This is a genomic window from Streptomyces sp. NBC_01294 (genome assembly GCF_035917235.1).
Lineage (GTDB): Bacteria > Actinomycetota > Actinomycetes > Streptomycetales > Streptomycetaceae > Streptomyces > Streptomyces caledonius.
Genome location: NZ_CP108423.1, coordinates 22,218 through 39,860, shown reverse-complemented (window position 1 = coordinate 39,860; position 17,643 = coordinate 22,218). Strand labels below are relative to the sequence as shown.

At 72.4% G+C, this 17,643-nt stretch carries 18 protein-coding genes and 1 pseudogene; 5 read left to right on the top strand and 14 right to left on the bottom strand.

Features of this window, described 5'->3' with window-relative positions:
* Window positions 1-45: 45 nt before the first annotated feature.
* Window positions 46-399 carry a hypothetical protein gene (locus tag OG534_RS00225; RefSeq protein WP_326586038.1) on the top strand — a complete coding sequence of 118 codons (354 nt, stop codon included), beginning with the start codon at window positions 46-48 and terminating at the stop codon, window positions 397-399.
* Between the two features lie 18 nt (window positions 400-417).
* Window positions 418-873, top strand: a complete 456-nt coding sequence (locus tag OG534_RS00220; RefSeq protein WP_326586037.1) for a hypothetical protein — start codon at window positions 418-420, stop codon at window positions 871-873.
* Here OG534_RS00220 and OG534_RS00215 read toward each other — a convergent pair.
* The 4 genes from OG534_RS00215 to OG534_RS00200 form a co-directional block, all read right to left on the bottom strand.
* Window positions 851-1,975, bottom strand: a complete 1,125-nt coding sequence (locus tag OG534_RS00215) for a hypothetical protein (RefSeq protein ID WP_326586036.1) — start codon at window positions 1,973-1,975, stop codon at window positions 851-853. The genes OG534_RS00220 and OG534_RS00215 overlap by 23 nt on opposite strands.
* Window positions 1,976-2,347: 372 nt before the next feature.
* On the bottom strand, window positions 2,348-3,133 hold the full coding sequence (locus OG534_RS00210; RefSeq protein ID WP_326586035.1) for a hypothetical protein: 786 nt from the start codon (window positions 3,131-3,133) through the stop codon (window positions 2,348-2,350).
* Between the two features lie 362 nt (window positions 3,134-3,495).
* On the bottom strand, window positions 3,496-4,098 hold the full coding sequence (locus OG534_RS00205; protein ID WP_326586034.1) for a TIGR03086 family metal-binding protein: 603 nt from the start codon (window positions 4,096-4,098) through the stop codon (window positions 3,496-3,498).
* Window positions 4,099-4,275: 177 nt separating this feature from the next.
* Window positions 4,276-5,112, bottom strand: a complete 837-nt coding sequence (locus OG534_RS00200) for a restriction endonuclease (protein ID WP_326586033.1) — start codon at window positions 5,110-5,112, stop codon at window positions 4,276-4,278.
* Window positions 5,113-5,334: 222 nt separating this feature from the next.
* Here OG534_RS00200 and OG534_RS00195 point away from each other — a divergent pair.
* Together OG534_RS00195 and OG534_RS00190 are read left to right on the top strand one after the other, a co-directional pair.
* A pseudogene (locus tag OG534_RS00195) lies at window positions 5,335-5,964 on the top strand (phosphatase PAP2 family protein); the annotation flags it as partial.
* Between the two features lie 105 nt (window positions 5,965-6,069).
* Window positions 6,070-6,897: a phosphatase PAP2 family protein gene (locus OG534_RS00190; RefSeq protein ID WP_326593399.1), complete on the top strand. Its 828-nt coding sequence runs from the start codon at window positions 6,070-6,072 to the stop codon at window positions 6,895-6,897.
* A gap of 94 nt (window positions 6,898-6,991) precedes the next feature.
* On the opposite strand, the gene OG534_RS00185 is transcribed toward OG534_RS00190, so the two are convergent.
* Complete coding sequence (locus tag OG534_RS00185) at window positions 6,992-7,342, bottom strand: hypothetical protein (RefSeq protein ID WP_326586032.1); 351 nt, start codon at window positions 7,340-7,342, stop codon at window positions 6,992-6,994.
* 408 nt (window positions 7,343-7,750) lie between these two features.
* On the opposite strand from OG534_RS00185, the gene OG534_RS00180 reads away from it, so the two are divergent.
* A complete protein-coding gene (locus OG534_RS00180) occupies window positions 7,751-8,452 on the top strand; it encodes an N-acetylmuramoyl-L-alanine amidase (RefSeq protein WP_326586031.1) in 702 nt (233 codons plus the stop codon).
* A 16-nt stretch (window positions 8,453-8,468) separates the two neighbouring features.
* Here the strand turns inward: OG534_RS00180 and OG534_RS00175 are convergent, their stop codons facing one another.
* From OG534_RS00175 to OG534_RS00135, 9 genes are all read right to left on the bottom strand, one after another.
* Window positions 8,469-9,941, bottom strand: coding sequence for a M1 family metallopeptidase (locus tag OG534_RS00175; RefSeq protein WP_442807011.1), 1,473 nt, complete (start codon window positions 9,939-9,941; stop codon window positions 8,469-8,471).
* 156 nt (window positions 9,942-10,097) lie between these two features.
* Complete coding sequence (locus OG534_RS00170) at window positions 10,098-11,303, bottom strand: winged helix DNA-binding domain-containing protein (RefSeq protein WP_326586030.1); 1,206 nt, start codon at window positions 11,301-11,303, stop codon at window positions 10,098-10,100.
* Between the two features lie 88 nt (window positions 11,304-11,391).
* Complete coding sequence (locus tag OG534_RS00165; RefSeq protein ID WP_326586029.1) at window positions 11,392-12,339, bottom strand: NmrA/HSCARG family protein; 948 nt, start codon at window positions 12,337-12,339, stop codon at window positions 11,392-11,394.
* 181 nt (window positions 12,340-12,520) lie between these two features.
* The gene (locus tag OG534_RS00160; RefSeq protein ID WP_326586028.1) at window positions 12,521-12,943 is read right to left on the bottom strand and encodes a CBS domain-containing protein; all 423 of its coding nucleotides are present in this window, start codon (window positions 12,941-12,943) and stop codon (window positions 12,521-12,523) included.
* 94 nt (window positions 12,944-13,037) lie between these two features.
* Window positions 13,038-14,342 (bottom strand): cytochrome P450, encoded by a 1,305-nt coding sequence (locus tag OG534_RS00155; protein ID WP_326586027.1) that lies wholly within the window; start codon window positions 14,340-14,342, stop codon window positions 13,038-13,040.
* Window positions 14,343-14,399: 57 nt separating this feature from the next.
* Window positions 14,400-14,807 carry an actin-binding ADF family protein gene (locus tag OG534_RS00150; RefSeq protein WP_326586026.1) on the bottom strand — a complete coding sequence of 136 codons (408 nt, stop codon included), beginning with the start codon at window positions 14,805-14,807 and terminating at the stop codon, window positions 14,400-14,402.
* Between the two features lie 130 nt (window positions 14,808-14,937).
* Window positions 14,938-15,834: an oxygenase MpaB family protein gene (locus OG534_RS00145; RefSeq protein WP_326586025.1), complete on the bottom strand. Its 897-nt coding sequence runs from the start codon at window positions 15,832-15,834 to the stop codon at window positions 14,938-14,940.
* Between the two features lie 141 nt (window positions 15,835-15,975).
* The gene (locus OG534_RS00140; protein ID WP_326586024.1) at window positions 15,976-16,521 is read right to left on the bottom strand and encodes a flavoprotein; all 546 of its coding nucleotides are present in this window, start codon (window positions 16,519-16,521) and stop codon (window positions 15,976-15,978) included.
* A 251-nt stretch (window positions 16,522-16,772) separates the two neighbouring features.
* Window positions 16,773-17,468, bottom strand: a complete 696-nt coding sequence (locus OG534_RS00135; RefSeq protein ID WP_326586023.1) for a DUF4328 domain-containing protein — start codon at window positions 17,466-17,468, stop codon at window positions 16,773-16,775.
* Window positions 17,469-17,643: the final 175 nt, after the last annotated feature.

Below are 17,643 nucleotides of genomic sequence, written 5' to 3'. Positions count from 1 at the left end.
GGGTGGGCGTCGGCCCAGTCGGGGGTGCCGTCCTCGGTGGTGGGGATGCCGGGCGACGAGGGCGCGGTGGACGGTGGCGGGGTCGGCGTGGGGCCTGGCGTGGTCGGTCAGGGCCTGGTGGAAGTAGCGGTAGAGGAGGCGGTGGTCGGTATCGGGGGTGGTCCGGAGGTAGAAGGCGGTCTTGGCGAGGGCACGGCGGGTGTCGGCGAGTGGGGGAGTGGTCCGGCCTGGGCCGGCAGGTTGCTGGGCAAGGGCGGCCGCGTGGATGAGGTCGAGGGGCATGCCCTGGCCGCGGGCCTGGCCGAGGACGTTGAGAACGGCCCGGATCCACGGATCGTCCGAGGCCAGGCTCTGGACGTGAAGGTCGAAGACTTCCGTGATGGTGCAGGGCGGCCCTGAGCCGATCGGCTGGCCGCTGTGGAGCAGGTGGTCGGCGTACAGGGCGGCGACGAGGAAGGCGCCGTGGTCGCTGTACTGGGCGAGCCGGTCGGCGATGCGGCGGACTTCGTCTCGCGGATAGCGGCGGCGGGGGAGGAGCCCGCGCAAGTAGGTCTCGAGGTCGCAGGCGAGGACACGACGGTCATGGTCAGTGGCGGGATCGAGGTCGAGTTCCGCATCGGGGTACTCGGTCAGATAGTGGCGCAGCGCAGGCAGGGTGTCCCACCACTTCCGGGTGCCGATCACGACGCGGCAACCGGAGGGCTCCGTACCGGTGTCGGCGGCGGCGAGGGGCAGGAGGAGCCTGTTGACCACGGCGGCGGGATCGTCGGCCTCGTCCAGAGCGTCAAGGATCACGAGTACGTCGCCGCAAGCGCGCAGTGTGGCCACGAGCTCAGCCGTGTCTGCCTGTTCAGCGCCGGCCGGGCCGTCTGACCGCGGTGATGGCCCGCCTGATCCGGTGCGGGTCGGGCCGGTGCCATGCTGCTTCTGGTGGTGGAGTTGGTGGCGCAGGGAGTCGGTGATCTGCCGGAGGGTGAGCTGGCGGGCGTGGACGGCGAGCACGGTGTCCGGTTGCCGGGGGTCGAAGTGCTCTACCGCCCGGGCGACACGGTTGCCGAGGGGGTCCAGTTCGGGGTGGAGCAGGCAGGCGGTGACGCCGAGGAGCGCGGACTTTCCGCTGCCCGGTCCGCCGGTGACCACCAGGAGCCGTTCCTGACCGGCACGCGGGGCGTTCTGTCCATGCCTGGATGCGGTCCAGTGGGGAACGGCGGCCTGAGAAGAGGATGTCGTTCGCGGTGGGGTTGCCGGCCGCGCGGGTCGCGAAGTGCAGCGGGTCCAGGCCGGGTGCACAGCCGAGGGCGAATTCGCGCAGCCTCGGGTCCATGCCGGCCAAGAGGTCTCCCCGGGGGTCGGCGGTGTGTGCGGGGTTGCGGAAGAACGGTTGCGGCTCGGGGTCCGCACGCACCTGCGGGGTGAGCAGCAGGGTCTGCCGGGGGCGTCCGGCGGCGCGGTCGGTGCGGGCGAGATGACGGTCGACGGCGACGGCGAAGTCCGCGAGGGGCACGTACTCCACCGTGGGGGTGATGTCGAGGTCGCCGTCGGCCAGCTGGTGCAGGATCGTGGCTGTGGCGGTGCTGAAGCGGGCTCCGTAGGTGACAGCGCCGCTGGTACAGGCCCCGATGATCCACACGTTCCGTGGTGCGTCCTGCCGCCGGCGGGCCGCGAGGTCGGCGAGCTGTTGCTGGACGACGGCCTGACCTGCCTCGCACACGTCCAGCAGGAACAGCACCGGCCGCCCGCAGTTCTCGGCTCCTTCCAGAAGCCGTCCGAAGCTGACACAGGTGTCGGCGAGCAAGTCCTCGCGTGCCTCGCCGCCCGATGCGGCCAGGTACAGGCCGCCACTGCCGGCCTGAATGCCGTGGCCGGCGAAATGTACGACGAGAGGCTCGCCGTGACCGGGGTGCCGGCGCAGCTCTCGCCAGCGCCGCATGAACTCGCCCTCGTCACACTCCAGCAGCGGGTCCCCGCCCATCATGGCACCGGCTCGCTCCAGGGCAGAGGCCAGCTCCCGTACCGCCTCAGCGACGGCCGGCAGCGGTGTGAAGGCTGGGACGCCGTCGGCCTCGTCGTCCTCGCTGACATACGGCTCGGGAAAACACCCGACCCCCCGCCACCAATGCCCGCACCACAAGACCCCCCTGTCCACCTGACGGCGGCGACCCCTCGACCGCGCGCCTCTTCCCGTCCGTCCCCACCTCTGCCCCGGCCCGGTTCAGCCCGGCCCGGCAGGTCACGCCACGACGCCGGGGCGGCTGAAGTCCTGTCAGGAAACGTACGGAGCGATGGCGGCCGCCAGGAACCCGTTCGCCAGATACCCGCCGAACCCGTGGAACCCCAGCCCGTTGTCTCACACCTCGTCCTGATCGACCGGGAACACCTCCTCCAGCTTGGGCGGCACCGCCACCACATCGCCGACATCCGCAAAGTTCACCCACTGCTTCACACCGGCGGGCCGTGCCCCGCGGCCCGCACGCAGCGCCGGATCCAGCCGGCGCGCCAGCGCCGGGACCCGCAGCGGCGAGCCCACCGTCACCAGCAGCTCCACCTCCAGCTCCGGGAAGGCGTGCAGCGTCTCGTAAGTGATGTACGACCCCAGCGAATGCGCGATCACCACCGACGGCGCCTCACGCCGGATCACACCCGCCACCCGCTCACGCACCAGCCGCCGCCGATCCGGCCAAGAGGTATAGGCCTCCACCTCACGCAGGTTCGTGACGACGGTCCGCTCCAGGCGGCCGATCAGCTGTTCCCGCGCCGCCGCCCCCAAGCGGCCGGCGCGTTCGGCGACCAGCCAGCCCAGCATCTGCCGCAGCGGCGTCAGGCCCATATCCTGCGGATCCTCCGGTACCGGGGCCCCCGCCGCGATCAGCCACTCCGCCGCCTCCGCCCGTTGCCCGCCGCCGAGATCCTCGAAGTCCGCCTCGATCCGGGCCGACTGCGCCTGCTCGGGCAGCTCCCGCCGCAGCAGATCCGCGTAGTAGGCCATCACCAGCTCCGGCACCTCCACCGACAGCCGTGCGAGGCCCTCCGCCAGCTTCGGCCGGCAATCCGCCGCCCGCCGCAGCGCCGCAGCCTCGGGCGTCGCCCCACGGACATGGTTGAAGATCCCGTGCACCAGCACGATCGGCGCCATCGAACATCCCCCGGTCCCGGCCGGCACCCCCGGCCACAGAACCGCCCCTGCCCACCCTGAGCCCCACGCCACACCGCACCACCGTCCGCCGCCACGCGGCGGCCTGGGCGGGTCCATGCCCCCTGCCCCACCCGACACCGGACACCGGACACCGTCTCCGGAGCCGCGCGAAGAGGATCGTCGGGCGACCGCTGTGAGGTGGATCCGGAGGACCGCGATCGTCCGGGACGTGATCAGCGGCGCATCGTTGCCAGTGGTGACGGGGAGAGGACCGCCCCGTCCTCACCAGGCCGCGGATCGAAGCCTCCGCGGCCGACCACCGCCACACCTCGAGGCCGTCGGGGGACAGCCGGTCGCCCGCGTCACGGGGTTCCCGGAGGTGTCCAGCCCGGGTCGCGCCCGCTCAGACCCACTGCCCGGTCCAGCAGCGGGGCCGTGTCGGGTACGGGCACGACGGCTCCGAAGATGCCCCCGCCGCGGTCCTCGTCCTCGGCGGCCGCCAGGAGGAACGCATGCGAGGCGCGCAGCGCGTCCAGATCGGGTGCGTACTCCTGGCCGGTGGCCCGGGCCAGGTCCCAGCCGTGGATCACCAGTTCGTCGTTGGCCACCGCACCGGCGATTTCGCCGGGCAGGTCCACACCGCCCGCGCGGGTCATACCGGTCCAGGCGGCCGGATCCTTCCAGGACTCGGCCAGTTCGCCGAGGACCCGGGGCAGTTCCTCGCGCCAGCCGGCGCGCAGGGAGAATGCGGCCGGGTCGGGGACCGTGTCCGTCATGGGGCCCATGTCCTTGCGGGCGGCGTCGCGGAACGCGACGGCGAGGCCCGTGAGGTGGCCCAGAATGGCGCTGACCGCGTACTCGGGGCAGGGCGTCGGGTCGGAGAGCCGGGCGTCCGGGACGCCCGCCGCGAGACGGGCCACGATCCGGGCTTGTGGTCCGAGGTCGAGAGTCGTCGTATCGGTCATCTGCCGCTCCTCCGGGGCGATGGGACTGCAGAGTAGACCGGCAGAGGAGCCCGTACTCATCGCAACGGGCCGGATGTCACCCAGGCGGCCCGGCCCGGACGGCATCAGGCTCCCGCCCGTGGAAGAAGACAGCGGCGATACTCGACCCGTCCCTCGGGCCCCTTTGGGCTCCCTTCCCTATGCGCCGGCACCCGTCACCCCCTCCGCTTCCCGTTCCTCCGCCCGCGACGCGGCGGCGGCCTCCCACGGGGGCGGCGTACGCGACTCCGTCCACGCGGCCAGGCCTTCGCCGTCGACGCAGACGATGGCGCAGGCGGCGGCGTACTCCGCGGCCGGCGCGGTGAAGGCGCTGGTGGTCACGACGACGGCCACATCGGCCTCATGCACGGCGAAACAGGTACCGCCGAAGCGCTGGAGGTCCTGCGAACCGACCCGGTTGCCCTCGCCGTACTGCTTGCACTGGATCACCACGCGCAGCCCCTCCTCCGTCACGGCGATCACGTCGGCGCCCAAGTCACCCGCCCCGCCCACCACCTCCACCCGGGGGCAGCCGTCACGGGCGCACAACGCGGCAACCGTGTGCTCGAAGCCGTCGGCGTCCACCGCCGTGTGGTCCAGGGCGCCGACCCCCACCTCGGGCAGGCCGACCGCCTCCGGCTCCGCCCCCGCCTCCGCCCCCGCCTCCGCCTCCGGCTCAGCCTCCGCCCCCGCCGACGGAGCGTACGGTGACGGCGCGTCCGGCCTTACGGGCCTGCGCGAGCCCGGCCCGAGCGCGGGGGAGCGGTGTCGGCCGGCAGCTACGCTCCACCGTGCCAGCGCCACGCCGGCGGCCAGGACGATCAGCACGACGATCGGCATCACCGGTTCGTCGCCGCCCGCCGTCGCGGCCGTTCTGACGAAGAGGGCCGACCCGCCCAGGCAGATCCCCACCAGCCCCACCGCCAACACGACGTCACGACCCACCGATGCCGCGCCGTCGCCCCTGCCGCGCCGGCCCCCTCCCGATGTCGTCATATACGGGCCCCTCCCTCACTCGTCACGAGCTTCGCCCCCTCGGCGCGGCCCCTCTCGCCACCCGACACCGCCGACCACCGCCCGGGGGATGGCGGACCCGGTACGTCTCTCCCCGTCTGAACGGGATCGCCGGATCCAAACGGACCACCCGGCACACCGGGATCCCCAGACAGAGGCCGCGCCGGGCGCATCATCGGGTCCGCCGGGGCAACAAGACCCCAAATGATGCGAGAAAGAGGCCCGGCCCGGCGTGCGAGGGCATGGCCGTTGTTGTTGCTCCTGCCGGTCCAGGCGGCGCTGATGGCGGGCCTGGGGGCACTGGTCACCGGAGCGTCGGCGGACCAGGGGATGTTGTCGTGGGAGGACCGGGCCAACCGGTACCTCGCCGAGGAACGCGTCCCACCGCTCACGGCCGTCACGCGGTGGCTCTCCGTGCTGGCCGACACGGAGAGCGTCATCGCCGTGACCCTGGTCTGCGTCGTGGCGATGCTCGTGCTGCCGCGCGTCGCGTGGCGGGCCGAGGCCCTGTTCCTCGCCGCGTCGGTCGCCGCGCAGTCCGCCGTGTTCCTGGTGGTGGCGGCGCTCGTACGACGACCGCGCCCCGACGTCCCCCGCCTGGACGGTGCGCCACCGACCTCCAGTTTCCCGTCCGGGCACGTCGGGGCGTCCGTCGCGCTCTACGCGGGCCTGGCCGTCATCGTGCTGCTGAGGACACGCGGCCGAGGACGGTGGCGGTACGCCGCGGTGGCGGCTGCGCTGCTCGTTCCGGCAGCCGTCGCGCTGTCCCGCGTGTACCGAGGCATGCACCACCCCACCGACGTGGCGGGCGGCCTGCTCAACGGCGCTGCGACGCTGCTGATCGTCGGGTCCGTCGTGCTGTTCGGCCGGGCCGCGCGGGCGCCGGAGCCGGCGAGCACCGGTCCGCCCCGCCGAACACAGCGCGCCACCATCCGGGCCCTGCCGGCACGCTACTCCGGCCCCGACGCGACCTTCGGCGCGAGGCTGCTCCTGACCGCCGCCGCCACGGCCGCGGCATCAGTGCCCTTCGCCCTCGCCCTGGTCCTGGTGGAGTCCCGGTGGCCGCCGCTGTACCGGCTCGACCAGGCCGTGGCCGAGCGGCTGCACGAGGCCGCCCTCGGCCGCCCCGGCTGGGTGCGCGTCCTCGACGTGCTCACCGGCTTCGTGTGGGACCCCGTGACGATGCGTCTGCTGGTGGCCCTGCTCGTGCTCTGGCTCCTGACCCGCCGCGCCTGGCGGCTCGCGGCCTGGGCATCCGTGACCGCGACGGCCGGCGCCCTGACCGGGGTGCTGGTCAAGGGCGTGGTGGAGCGCGCACGACCCCATCTGCCCGAACCGGTCGCTCACGCGCCCGGGTTCTCCTTCCCGTCCGGCCACGCGATGACGGCCACCACCTCCTGCGCCGTCCTCCTGCTGGTCCTGTTGCCCCTGGTGCCCCGCGCCTGGCGGCCGCTTCCCTGGGCGCTCGCGGCGGTCTCCGTGCTGGGCGTCGGCTACACGCGCGTCGCGCTCGGCGTGCACTGGGTGAGCGACGTGGTGGGGGGATGGCTGCTCGGCCTCGCCGTGGTCACCGCGACGACGCTGGTCTTCGAAGCCTGGCGAGCGGACACCGGGCGGCGCCGGACGGCCGCGATGCAGGAGGGCCTGGAGCCGGAACTCTCGGCCACCGCTCCCGAACCGCCCCTGAACGTACGAGCCTCGGGGCCCTCCCCCACACCCACGCCCTCACCCTCGCCTCCGTCCCCGCCGTCGTCCCGCAGGAGATGACAGGAGCCCACCCCTCTGTGTGCCACGGCCCGTCGGCCCAGAGTGCGCAGGAGCGCAGGAGCGCAGGAGCGCAGGAGCGCAGGAGCGCAGAAGCTCAGGTCTGGCATTGCTTCGTGGCTGCGGGAGACCAGCCGCTCCAGGCAGCGCCGTCGGCCCGAGCATGTACGCGGATCTCGACCTTTACGGGGCCGCATACCCGGGTCGTGCTTCCCACTTCGACAGGTCCGATGGCCTCGCCGGCCCGGACGTAGGCGCGACCGCTGCCCACTTTCACCCAGTGACCACCGTCGACCACACGGAAGAACGCCTCGTACGAGACATTCACCGCCTTGGTGCCGGTGTTGCGCGCCTTGATGTGTGCCGTGATCTCTCGGGTGGGGAATCTGCCGGCGGATCCCCGCTCGGCACTGATGCAGCCGTTGATGGCGACACGGCCGGTCGACACACCTCCGCCACAAGCGACGGCTGCAGCGTGAGCGTTGGCCGGGAGGGTCAGCACGGCCAGCGCGGCTCCGCCCAGGATCGTTCCGGTGCGCCTCAAATTCAACGTTCCGTACCCTTCGTCGAGCCTGTCTTCTCTGGACAGACCATGGCTCGCGTTCGGCTCGATGGGCAGGGTCTGATCGAGTTTTCGCCCAAATGGGTGCAGATGGGGGCAGGGGGCCCGTGCGCCCGACCTCTTATGCTGCCCGGTCAGGGGTGAGGGTGTGCGCCGAGTGGTGGAGGACCGGCTTGCTGGGGTGCGGGCCCTGGTGAAGCATCAGATTAAGTGATGTGTCGCCTATCTATCGTGATGTCACGATTCGCGGCGCGTCGTCCTCTGCCTGCCTGCTCGACCTCATGAGGAGTGGCCATGGAAGACAGCCCGCTGAGCCGTCGACGGCTGTTGTGGGGTGCTGCCGGCGCGGCGGGCACGGCTCTGGCCGCTGTCGGGCTGCCCCAGCTGATGAGGCCCGAGGAGAAGGCGAAAGCTGCGCTGCCGAGACCCGTGCGCAAGGCCAAGGCTCCCGTCGCCGCCGCCGGACCGCCTGCGCCCCTGCGAACGGACCCCTCGGTGGACTACGCCCCCGCCGTCTGGGTCGAAGCCTCCGAGTCCAACTACTCGCCCTCCGACCGTCCCGAGGCGTACCCCATCGAATACGTCGTCATTCACCTGACGACGGACATCTTGCCGATCATGTTCGCCAAGTTCAACGACCCCGCCGAGAGGGTGTCCGCGCACTACATGATCAGCGCGACCGGCAGGCGGATCGCCCAGTGCGTGCGCGAGCGCGACGTGGCCTGGCACTCCGGCAGCGTTTGGTACAACTACCGGAGCATCGGCATCGAGCACGAAGGCTGGACCGATCAGCCCGTCTACACCGACGAGATGTACGAGGCATCCGCCGTGCTCACGGCCACGATCTGCGCGAAGTACGACGTGCCGGTCGACCGGGACCACATTCTGGGCCACGTCGAGGTCCCGCTGTCCACTCACGACGACCCCGGGACCGCGTGGGACTGGGACAAGTACATGAAGCTCGTCGAGACCGCCCGCCGGCGCATCAGGACCTGACACCGCGTCGACCCCATCACGCGGGCTTGCCGTCGCCGTAGAGCCACGAGTCCCAGATCGAGTCGAGGTCCCGGCCGGCCTCGGCCTCCACGTACGCGGTGAAGTCTGCCGTGGAGGCGTGGCCGTGGCGGTGGCGCAGGGTCCAGCCCCGCACCAGGGTACGGAAGTCCTCGTCGCCCACGGCCTGGCGGATCTTGTGGATCACCATCGCGCCGCGCACGTACACCGGCTGGCCGGAGATGTCCGAGGCGCTCGGCGGCTCGGCGGGCGGGAAGTCCCACTCGTCGTCGTCCGCGGCCTTGGCGTGGTTGCGGTCGAAGTGATCCTGGGCGCTGGCCCCACCGTGGTCCTCGGTCCACAGCCACTCCGCATAGGTCGCGAAGCCCTCGTTGAGCCACATGTCCCGCCAGGTCCGCGGGGTGACGGAGTTGCCGAACCACTGGTGGGACAGTTCGTGCACCACGTTGGTGGTGTGGAAGATGCCGGCCGGAATGGTCGGCCTGGTCTGGGTCTCCAGGGCGTAGGGCACATCGGCCGCCTGATCGACGATCACCCCGGCGGCGGAGAAGGGGTAGGGACCGAACCTCCCCTCGGCCCATTCCATGATCTCGGGGAACCGGCCGAGTACCGCTCCGTCCTCGTCCACGCTCGCGGTCGTGTCCAACGCCGACACGACCGGGACGCCCGATCGGGTCCGGGAGGTCCTGATGTCGTAGCTGCCGATGGCCACGGTCGCCACATGGCTGGCCATGGGCTCGGCCTGGTGCCAGTGGAAGGTGGCGCGGTCGCCGCTGGTGCGCCGGGCGCGCAGCAGCCCGTTGGAGATCGCCTGCACCCCCTTGGGGACCGTGACGGTGATGTCGTACGAGGCCTTGTCCGAGGGGTGATGGTTGCCCGGGAACCAGGACATCGAGCCCGTCGGCTCACCGAACGCGACCGCTCCGTTGTCCGTCCTCAACCAGCCTTCGCGCCACCCGTGGTCATGGGTGATCGACTCCGGCGTGCCCGCGTACCGCACGACGGTGCGGAAGGCGGCGCCCTTCCTGAGGTGATCGCGCGGCTGCAGGGTCAGCTCCTGCCCGTCGTGCCGAACCCGCGCCTTGTGGCCGTCGACGGTGGCGCTCTGCACCTCCATGCCGAGGAGGTCGAGATTGAAGGCGCTGAGGTCCGCGGTCGCCTTCGCGGTGATCTCCGCAGTGCCCTCGAGGCGGCCGCTGCCGGGGTCGTAGGCCAGAGTCAGGGCGTAGTGGGTGACGTCGTAGCCGCCGTTGCCGAGCTCCGGGAAGTACGGGTCACCGGCGCCTGCGGCAGCGGGGCGGCCGCCCCGGAACACCGCTCCGGCAGCCCCCGCCCGAGCGGTGTCCACGCCGGTACGAGCCCCCGTCCCGCCGCCACGGCCGTCGGACTCCGAGCACGCGGGGAGTGCGGCGAGCAGGCCCGCGACCGTGAGGGCGGCCAGACGTCCGGAAGTCTTCACGCAGCCGATCATGACCCAGCGCCCAAGCGCCCCGACCTCGCCACGCCGTGGGCATGGCCCCTCCGGCGGGCACGGCCCCGGATGCCGCCGGCCAGGCTGCGCCGACGGAGCGCCATGGACGGAGTGCCATGCGCGGAACGGCACGATCGGGGCGCGGCGATACGCGGGTCAGGCGTGGGGGCCTACGGTGACCTTGCCCAGGGTGAGCTCCGGAGTTCCCTCGAGCATCGCGCCCGTACGCTCCACCTGTTCGTCCAGCGTGCGGCGGTGGGCCGCGCTCAGCCGTCCCACCGGCTCCACGGTGAACGCGATGCGCCGGCCTGTACGGCGCTGGTGCCAGACGCCGGCGACCGTGCCGTCGACCAGCAGGACCGGGTAGTTGCCGGCCTGGCCGCCGGCCAGGGCGCGGGTGGCCGCAGCGCCGGGGAAGAGCAGTTCGCGGGGGCGGCCGGCGACGACGTACGCGTCGAAGTACGGCAGCAGGCGCAGGCCGCGCGCGGGTTCGTCCGGGAAGACCGTGTCGCCGGCGGCGAGCCATGCCCGGCCGGACGCGAAGGCCACCTCCTCGATGCTCCCCTTCTGCGCGAGGGAGGCGAAGAGCTCGGCGGCCCAGGCCTTGGGGGCGGCGAGCCAGGTGGCGAAGTCGTCGGCGGTGGCGGGCCCGTAGGCGCGCAGATAGCGGTTCACCAGCTCGTGCAGCGACCGCGTGGGGGAGGCGGGGGTGCAGCGGGGGTTGGTGTACGTGACCTTGCGCCCCCGGTCTCGGCCGAACGCCAGCACTCCGTGATGGGCGGCGGCGTGCGTGGCCTGCCGCCAGCGCGGCCACATGGTCTGGAAGGCGGGCATGACCGGGTCGGCGGCCCAGGGTCCGGTCCGCTCCACGATCGCCTCGGTGAGCTCGTCCACCGTCAGTTCGGCGTCGGTCAGCGCGTCGCCGATCGCGGCGATCACCTCGTCCGTCTGGGCGGCCGTCATCCGGGCCTCCGGGCGGAAGGGGCTGGGGAGCGTGGGGAGGGCGGAGAGGGCCCCGGTCCACCAGGGCAGATCCTGTGCGGGCAGCAGATGGATGGTGCCGCGCGGCCCGAAGGTCTTGACCAGCGTGCCCGGTTCCGGTTCCGGTCGCGGTGCCTGGCCCCTGCCTCGTGCGGGTTCCTGTCCGCCGGTCAGGGCGTCGCGTACGTCCGTGCGCGTCGCGCCGTCCAACCGGAGCGCGATGGAGAGCTCCGCCGCCGACGCCACCTGCGCGTGCGCCCCGAGCATCCGCCCGGCGATGTCGGCGGGCGGGGTCTCGGCGGTGGTGGCAGGGGTGAGGAGCCCTTGCCGCTCCATCCGGCGGGCGCTCGCGGAGGTCCAGGACACCGGGATCGTCTTCATGGGGCCACGCTACGACCCGCCGCCTGCCTGCCTGCATCCATGCCTGACGGGGTAACAGCTTTCGGCCTTGGGGCTCAGTTCTCGGTTCTCAGCTCCAGTGGAACTTGTCGCGGTGTGCGGCCAGCCACGTGGAGAAGTCCTGGAGGGCCGGGTTGAGGGCGCGCACGGCGTCGAGGTCGCGGGCGCCCGTGAAGCGGGCCTCGCAGTCGGCGTAGAACTGGAACATGTTGCCCGCCTCGTCGGCGCCCGGGAAGCCGAGCGCGCGGAACGCGTCCGGTGTCAGGGGCCGGTAGCGCACGGGCTGTCCGAGCTCCTTGGAGAGCGCTGCGGCCATGTCCGCGAGGGGCAGGTGTTGGCCCGCGATGCTGACGGTGGCGGGGATGAAGTCGGTGCCGCGCTTGAGGATGGCGAGCGCGGTCCTGCCGACGTCGTCGACGCCGATTCCGGAGAGCCTCTTGTCGCCCATGGGGAAGTTCAGCTCGAACGTCCCGTCCTCGGCGCGCTGCGGGGCGAACGCGCCGAACAGGTTTTCCCAGAAGAAGGTGGTGCGCAGGAAGGTGGTCGGCACGCCGTCGTCCGTGAAGTACTGGTCGGCCTCGGCCTTGCCGTCGAAGTGCGGGACCTTGTACGAGCCCTGGAGCGTGGGCATCCGGTCGTCGTCCAGCGGAATGCACTCGCGGGTGTCCTCCAGGGTGGACCAGATGGCGTGCTGCACACCCGCGTGCGACGCCGCCCGGGACAGGGCCGCCGCCTGCGCCTTCTCGTGCGCGGCGTCCATGTCCTCCCAGAAGTTGGTCACCAGGAACGCCCCGTACGCGCCTTCGAACGCCGCGACCAGGCTGTCCTCGTCGTCGAGATCGGCCCGGACCACCTCGGCCCCGAGCCGTTCCAGCTCCTTGGCCGCGTCCGAGTCCGGCCGACGGGTCACCGCGCGCACCGCGAAGCCGCTGTCCCGGTCCGCGAGGGCGGCCCGTACGAACGAGCCTCCCTGATGTCCCGTCGCGCCGAATACGGTGACGGTCCGCTGCTCGGTCATCGCCGGTACCCCCTTCCTGTGTCCCTGTCCCTCAGCACGTTCCGTACCCGGCCGGGCACTTCCCGCTGCGAAACCTACGGCCACGGGGCGGACCGGGACCGGCGCCACACGCCGGTCCCGCCCCGGATGGGCGCACCCGTCCGCCGGCGGGGTCCTCAGGTTCAGGTGCCGAACGGGCTCGTCAGGTGCCGGGTTCCGCTGCCGCGATCGCGGCGAGGGCCGACCCCGGGTCCTGTTCGACCGCGAGGTCGCCCAGGGTGACGACGCCGACGAGCTCGCCGTCCTCGGTTTCCACGGGCAGGCGCCGCAGCGCGTTCCGGCGCATGAGGGTGACGGCGTGGATGACGTCGTCGCTGGGACGGACAGTGACCGGCTCACTGCTGCAGATGGCCTGCACGGTCGTCTCGGCGGGATCCCTGTTCTCGGCCATGGCACGGACGACCAGGTCCCGGTCGGTGAGGATGCCGCGCAGGCGGCCTTCGTCGACGACGAGGACGTCCCCGATGTCGGCATCGCGCATCACCCGCGCCGCTTCCGCCAGCGACGTGAGCTTGTCGACCGTCACCGGATTCTCGGTCATCACCTCGTGCACACGTCGGGTCATGGAAGGCTCCTCGCGCTGCTGGAAGCGGCCCCTGGCGGGCGGCTACCCACCCCGGTGGGGGGTAGGCGTGATCAGTCTGGCGCCTTCGCCGCGTTCACACGGGGGGTTGGAACCCCCGGGCGCGGCGGCTCCCCGGCCGGCCTGCGACGTCGATGACGAATCCGCTGCGGGGCCGGGTCGGGATCCGGCTCAGGGGGATGGACAGGTCCTGCCGGGGCACGGCGAAGTCGAGATCCGCCAGGGCGGGCGAGAGCGCGGCGAGCAGGGAAAGGGTGAGGTCCTCGCCCGGGCAGCGGTGACCGGTGCGTGCGTCGCCTCCGCCCTGCGGGATCAGTGCGTCACGGCCCGGCTCGTGTCCGAGGAAGCGTCCGGCGTCGAAGTGGTACGGCCGTTCCCAGAGCTCCGGGTCGTGGTGGTGCCCGTACACGTCGAGAAGCAGGAGGGTCCCGCCCGCGATCTGGTGACCGGAGAGGCTGAGATCGTGCACGGCGGCGCCTCCGATGAAGGGCACGAACGGGTAGAACCGGCGGACCTCGTGCGCGAACGCACGGGCGTGGGCCGGGCCACCGTCCCGGAGCTGGTCAAGCCCGCCCGGCTGCCGGTGGAGGGCGTGGGCGGCGAAGACGGCGAACCAGGCGATGGCGACGGTGGGACGGATGATGTTCAGCAGTTCGACGGCCGCCGTGTGCGGGTCCAGCAGAGTGCCGTCCTGCTCGCGATGCAGTGCGACGGCCTCCAGAGGGCTCCCGGGCACCGACGTGCGCTGGGAGGGGGAGAAGACACCGTCCGGGTGCGGTCCGCTCCTGCGGAGGTCGGCGATGGCGGCCGCGAGGGCCCGCTCCTGACGGTGCCGGGCGTGTCGGGCCCGCAGCCGCCCGGGTCCGGCGGCGGCGAAGCCGTCGACCATGGAGACGCAGTCCTCACCGATCTCCCGGGCCGCGTCGTCCGTGACGGGCAGCCCCACCCAGTCGCAGACCGCCCGTGTGAGCAGTGTGGCCACCTCGTCGAAGAGGACCACCCGGCGGCCTTCCCAGGCCGTCACGGCATCGCGCCAGCCGCCCTCGAAGCTCTCGGTCAGGGCACTGATGGCGCCCGGGGACATGAGCAGGGAGGTGAACAGTTCCTTGCGTACCCGGTGCCGTGGCCCGTCCAGGCTGTGCACCGCGCCCTTGCCGAAGAGGGTGTCGAGCACCGGCGCCGGGAGGGCATCGTGCCGCTGGACGCGACTCTCGTCGTAGAAGAGGTCGACGGCCTCGGGCCCGTGCAGAAGTGCCGCAGGACGGCCGAACAGGTGGGTGGGCACCACGGGTGCTCCGTCATGGGCCCGGCGCAGGTCGGGGGCCCATGCGTAGCCGTGGAGCAACAGGGACAGGGTGCTGTCGGTCAATAGAGCGGACATGGTCTGCACCTACCCGATCGGGGGACCGCAAACAGGGGCGGTCGCCGATCCCGTCCGTCAGACCGCCTGGGAGGCGAGCTCGTCGTAGGCCAGGGCGGACAGGGTCGTGGCCCGGACGTCGACCTGGATGCCGTCGAGGGCATCCCGCAGGACGCGGTGGGTGGAGGCGTAGGCGAGCTTGTGCGCGGGCAGCGCCCCGTCGGGGATCCAGAAGATCATCACGAGATCCCTCCTGCGGGCCCCGTCCGCCGCGGCGAAATGCAGGTCGTACAGGACGAATCTGGGCTCGTTCGCGGGTAGCGACTCCAGCATCTCCTCGTGCGTGAGGTTGGACTTGCTTTCGACGACCACCGTCGCCAGGGGCTCGTCCAGCCGGTAGACGACCGTGTTGATCTCCCGTCTGCTCTTCAGCTCCTGCAAGGCGTCCAGGCAGCTGTCGTCCACGGTGGTGCCCGAGCTGCTCACGGCGATCTCCGATCGTTCAGGTGGCAGTGCAGTGCGGTGCAGTGCGGTTCGGTTCGGTGCAGCGCAGTGTCGAGCCCCCGTCGTGGCGGCTGCCCGCCTTCCGGCCCGGCGAAACCCCCGCCGCCGCGTGTCAGGGGGCCGGCGGGGCAGCGGCGCGGGCCGGCACCGGCGCCGGAGGCAGGGACCACCGGACCAGCCAGACCGCCGCGCGGGCCGCGGGGCCGACCCACCACCGCTCCAGCGGCAGCCGCCGGTGCAGCCCCAGCTCGACGCGGGCCCAGTCCGGCAGCAGTACGACCGCACCCGCGGCCAGGGCGGCGTACGGCAGGCGCAGCGCCCACGGCAGGGGCGGGCGGCGGAGGATGAAGTGGGCGGCTTCCCGGGCCTCGGGGGTGCCGCGCAGCTGTGGCCGGTAGGCCTCGATGCGGGCGGCGAGCCCCGCGGCGGTGCGTGGCGGGTCGGTGACGCCGAGTGCCGCGCCGACCCGCGCCATGCCCGCCACGTACGCGTCCTGGTCCGGGGGGCTCAGCGGGTGGGCACCGTAGTGCTGCTGGGAGCGGAGGAAGCAGGTCAGCTCGGCGTCGTGCACCCATTCCAGGAGGGCCGGGTCGGTGGCCGTGTACGGCTCCCCTCCGGGTGCCCGCCCGCTGATCGTCCTGTGCACCGCGATGACCCGGTCGACCGCCCCTTGCGCGTCGTCCGCCGTACCGAAGGTGGTGAAGGCGAGGAAGGTGCTGATGCTCTGGAGCCTGCCCCAGGGATCTTCCCGGTACGCGGAGTGCTGGGCCACGGCGGCCATGGCCAGCGGATGCAGGGACTGCAGAAGCAGGGCGCTGATCCCGCCGACGAAGAGGGCGGCGTCGCCGTGGACCCGCCGCACCGGGTGGTCCGGCCCGAACCAGCGTGGACCGGGCGTGAGGTGGATCCGGTTCCGGTTGGCCGGGCCCGATGGCCCCGCCACACGCAGGAAGAGCGCCTCGCCCAGCCGGGCACGGGCACCGGTGACGACTGCCGTCCACTGGCCCATGCAAGCAGTATGCCCACCGGCCCGTGCTCCGGGCGGACCGATCGGGGGCGGGTCGGGGCGGGGCGGGTGTCGATCTCCTCCCACGTCGCGACTGCGGTCCGGCGTGGAGAACTGCGACGTCTCGTGTCGGCTTGGGGCGGTTCAGCGGTGGGCCGTGGTCTGGTTGATGGCGTTGAGGGCGGTGTGCCAGGGGTAGTGGGGAACGGTGTCCGAGCCGGGCCGGTGGGGGGCGAAGCCGTTTTCGCCGTAGAGGAGTTCGACGCCGGCGGTGCGCAGGGTGGCGAGGGAGGTTTCGAGTTGGGGGTGCGCGGCGAGGGCGGTGTCGAGGCAGGGCATGGCGATGGTGGGGATGCTTTTGCCGGCGGCTTCGGCGGCGAGGCCGATGGCGTAGTTGTGGGTGAGGCCGAGAGCCCAGGCGTTGATGGTGTTGAACGTGGCGGGGGCGAAGAGGAGTGCGTCGGCCTCGGGCCAGACGTCCGGTTCGCCGGGGAGTTTGTACTGCCAGCACACGGGGTGCCCGGTGAGTGCGGCGAGTCCGTCGAGGCTGCCCGTGAGCCAGTGGGCGGCGGTGGGGGTGAGGCCCAGGCATACGTCCCAGCCGCGGGCCTGGGCGTCTTCGATGACGTGGGCGACGTCGAAGACAGGTGGGGCGGCGGAGCAGAGCAGGTAGAGAGTCCTCGTGGTCATGCCACCATATGATCATATCGCTTGACCTCGACCAAGGTTGAGCGACCAGGGCCGGATCCAGGGACGCTGAACGGGGGCGTCACGGGGGCGGCACGGGGACCGTCCGGCGAGGCGACGGCCGATTTCATGCGGACGGGCGCCGGCTGCTGACGGCCTGCCAGAACACCCGGGCGAGGGCGCCCCGGTGAGGACGCCCCTGGCTGAGGCGCCCCCGCGCACACGCGCGCCACGGGCGGGGTTGCGGAGGTGGGTCAGGCGTTGAGGGGCGGCTGGGCCGGGTTGCTTCCGGGCGCCAGCATGCGGGTCAGGCGCACGGCGAAGTACACGGCCGCGCCCGCCGCGACGATGTTCAGGGCGTCGGCCACCATGCCCAGGGTCACCGCGTCGACGAAGGCCCCGAGGTCCTCGGCCCGCCGATAGCGCAGGCTCGCGTACTGGCCCAGCAGGACCGAGCCGGCGAACGACGCCCACCAGAGGTTCACCGGCCAGAAGGCCCCCTTGGCGCCCCGCAGGCCGGCCGTCCAGGCCTGGACGGCGATCCGGTACGGCAGCCAGAAACAGGCCACCGGAACGAACCAGGCCCCGACAGCCCAGCCCGGCCCGCTCCTGAACCCGGCGGGCTCCAGCGCTCCGGCGCGCCGCCGGACCTGGTGGAACCAGGTGATGAAGACGGCCGCGCAGGCCACGAAGGCCAGCACCTGCACCTGGTTCACCCTGAAGAAGAGCATCTCCAGAGCCGCCCACCGGTCCTCGGAGACGAAGGCGAACTCCCCGTCCCCCTCCACCGCGGAGTGCGCCCGAACACCGGCGTACAGGGAGAAGAGATCGCCTGCCGCGGCTGCCGACAGCAGGGCGCACACCCCCGTGAGCAGGCCGCGGCCGGGGCCGGAGGCCGGGGCGGCCAGGGGCGGGCGGGGACGGAGAACGCCGGAACGGGACGAGGACATGATGGTGTGGACCCCCCACGGGCACGGAATGAAGGCGCCCGGGGATGAGCGCGCAGAGGGAAACTACGGCAGAGCGGACCCACCCGTCCACAAAGAAACCGCAGGTCCCGGGCCCCGTGGGCGTGAGCGTCGGGTCAGAACGGGTCCGGGAGAGAGAGATATCAACATCGTGGCC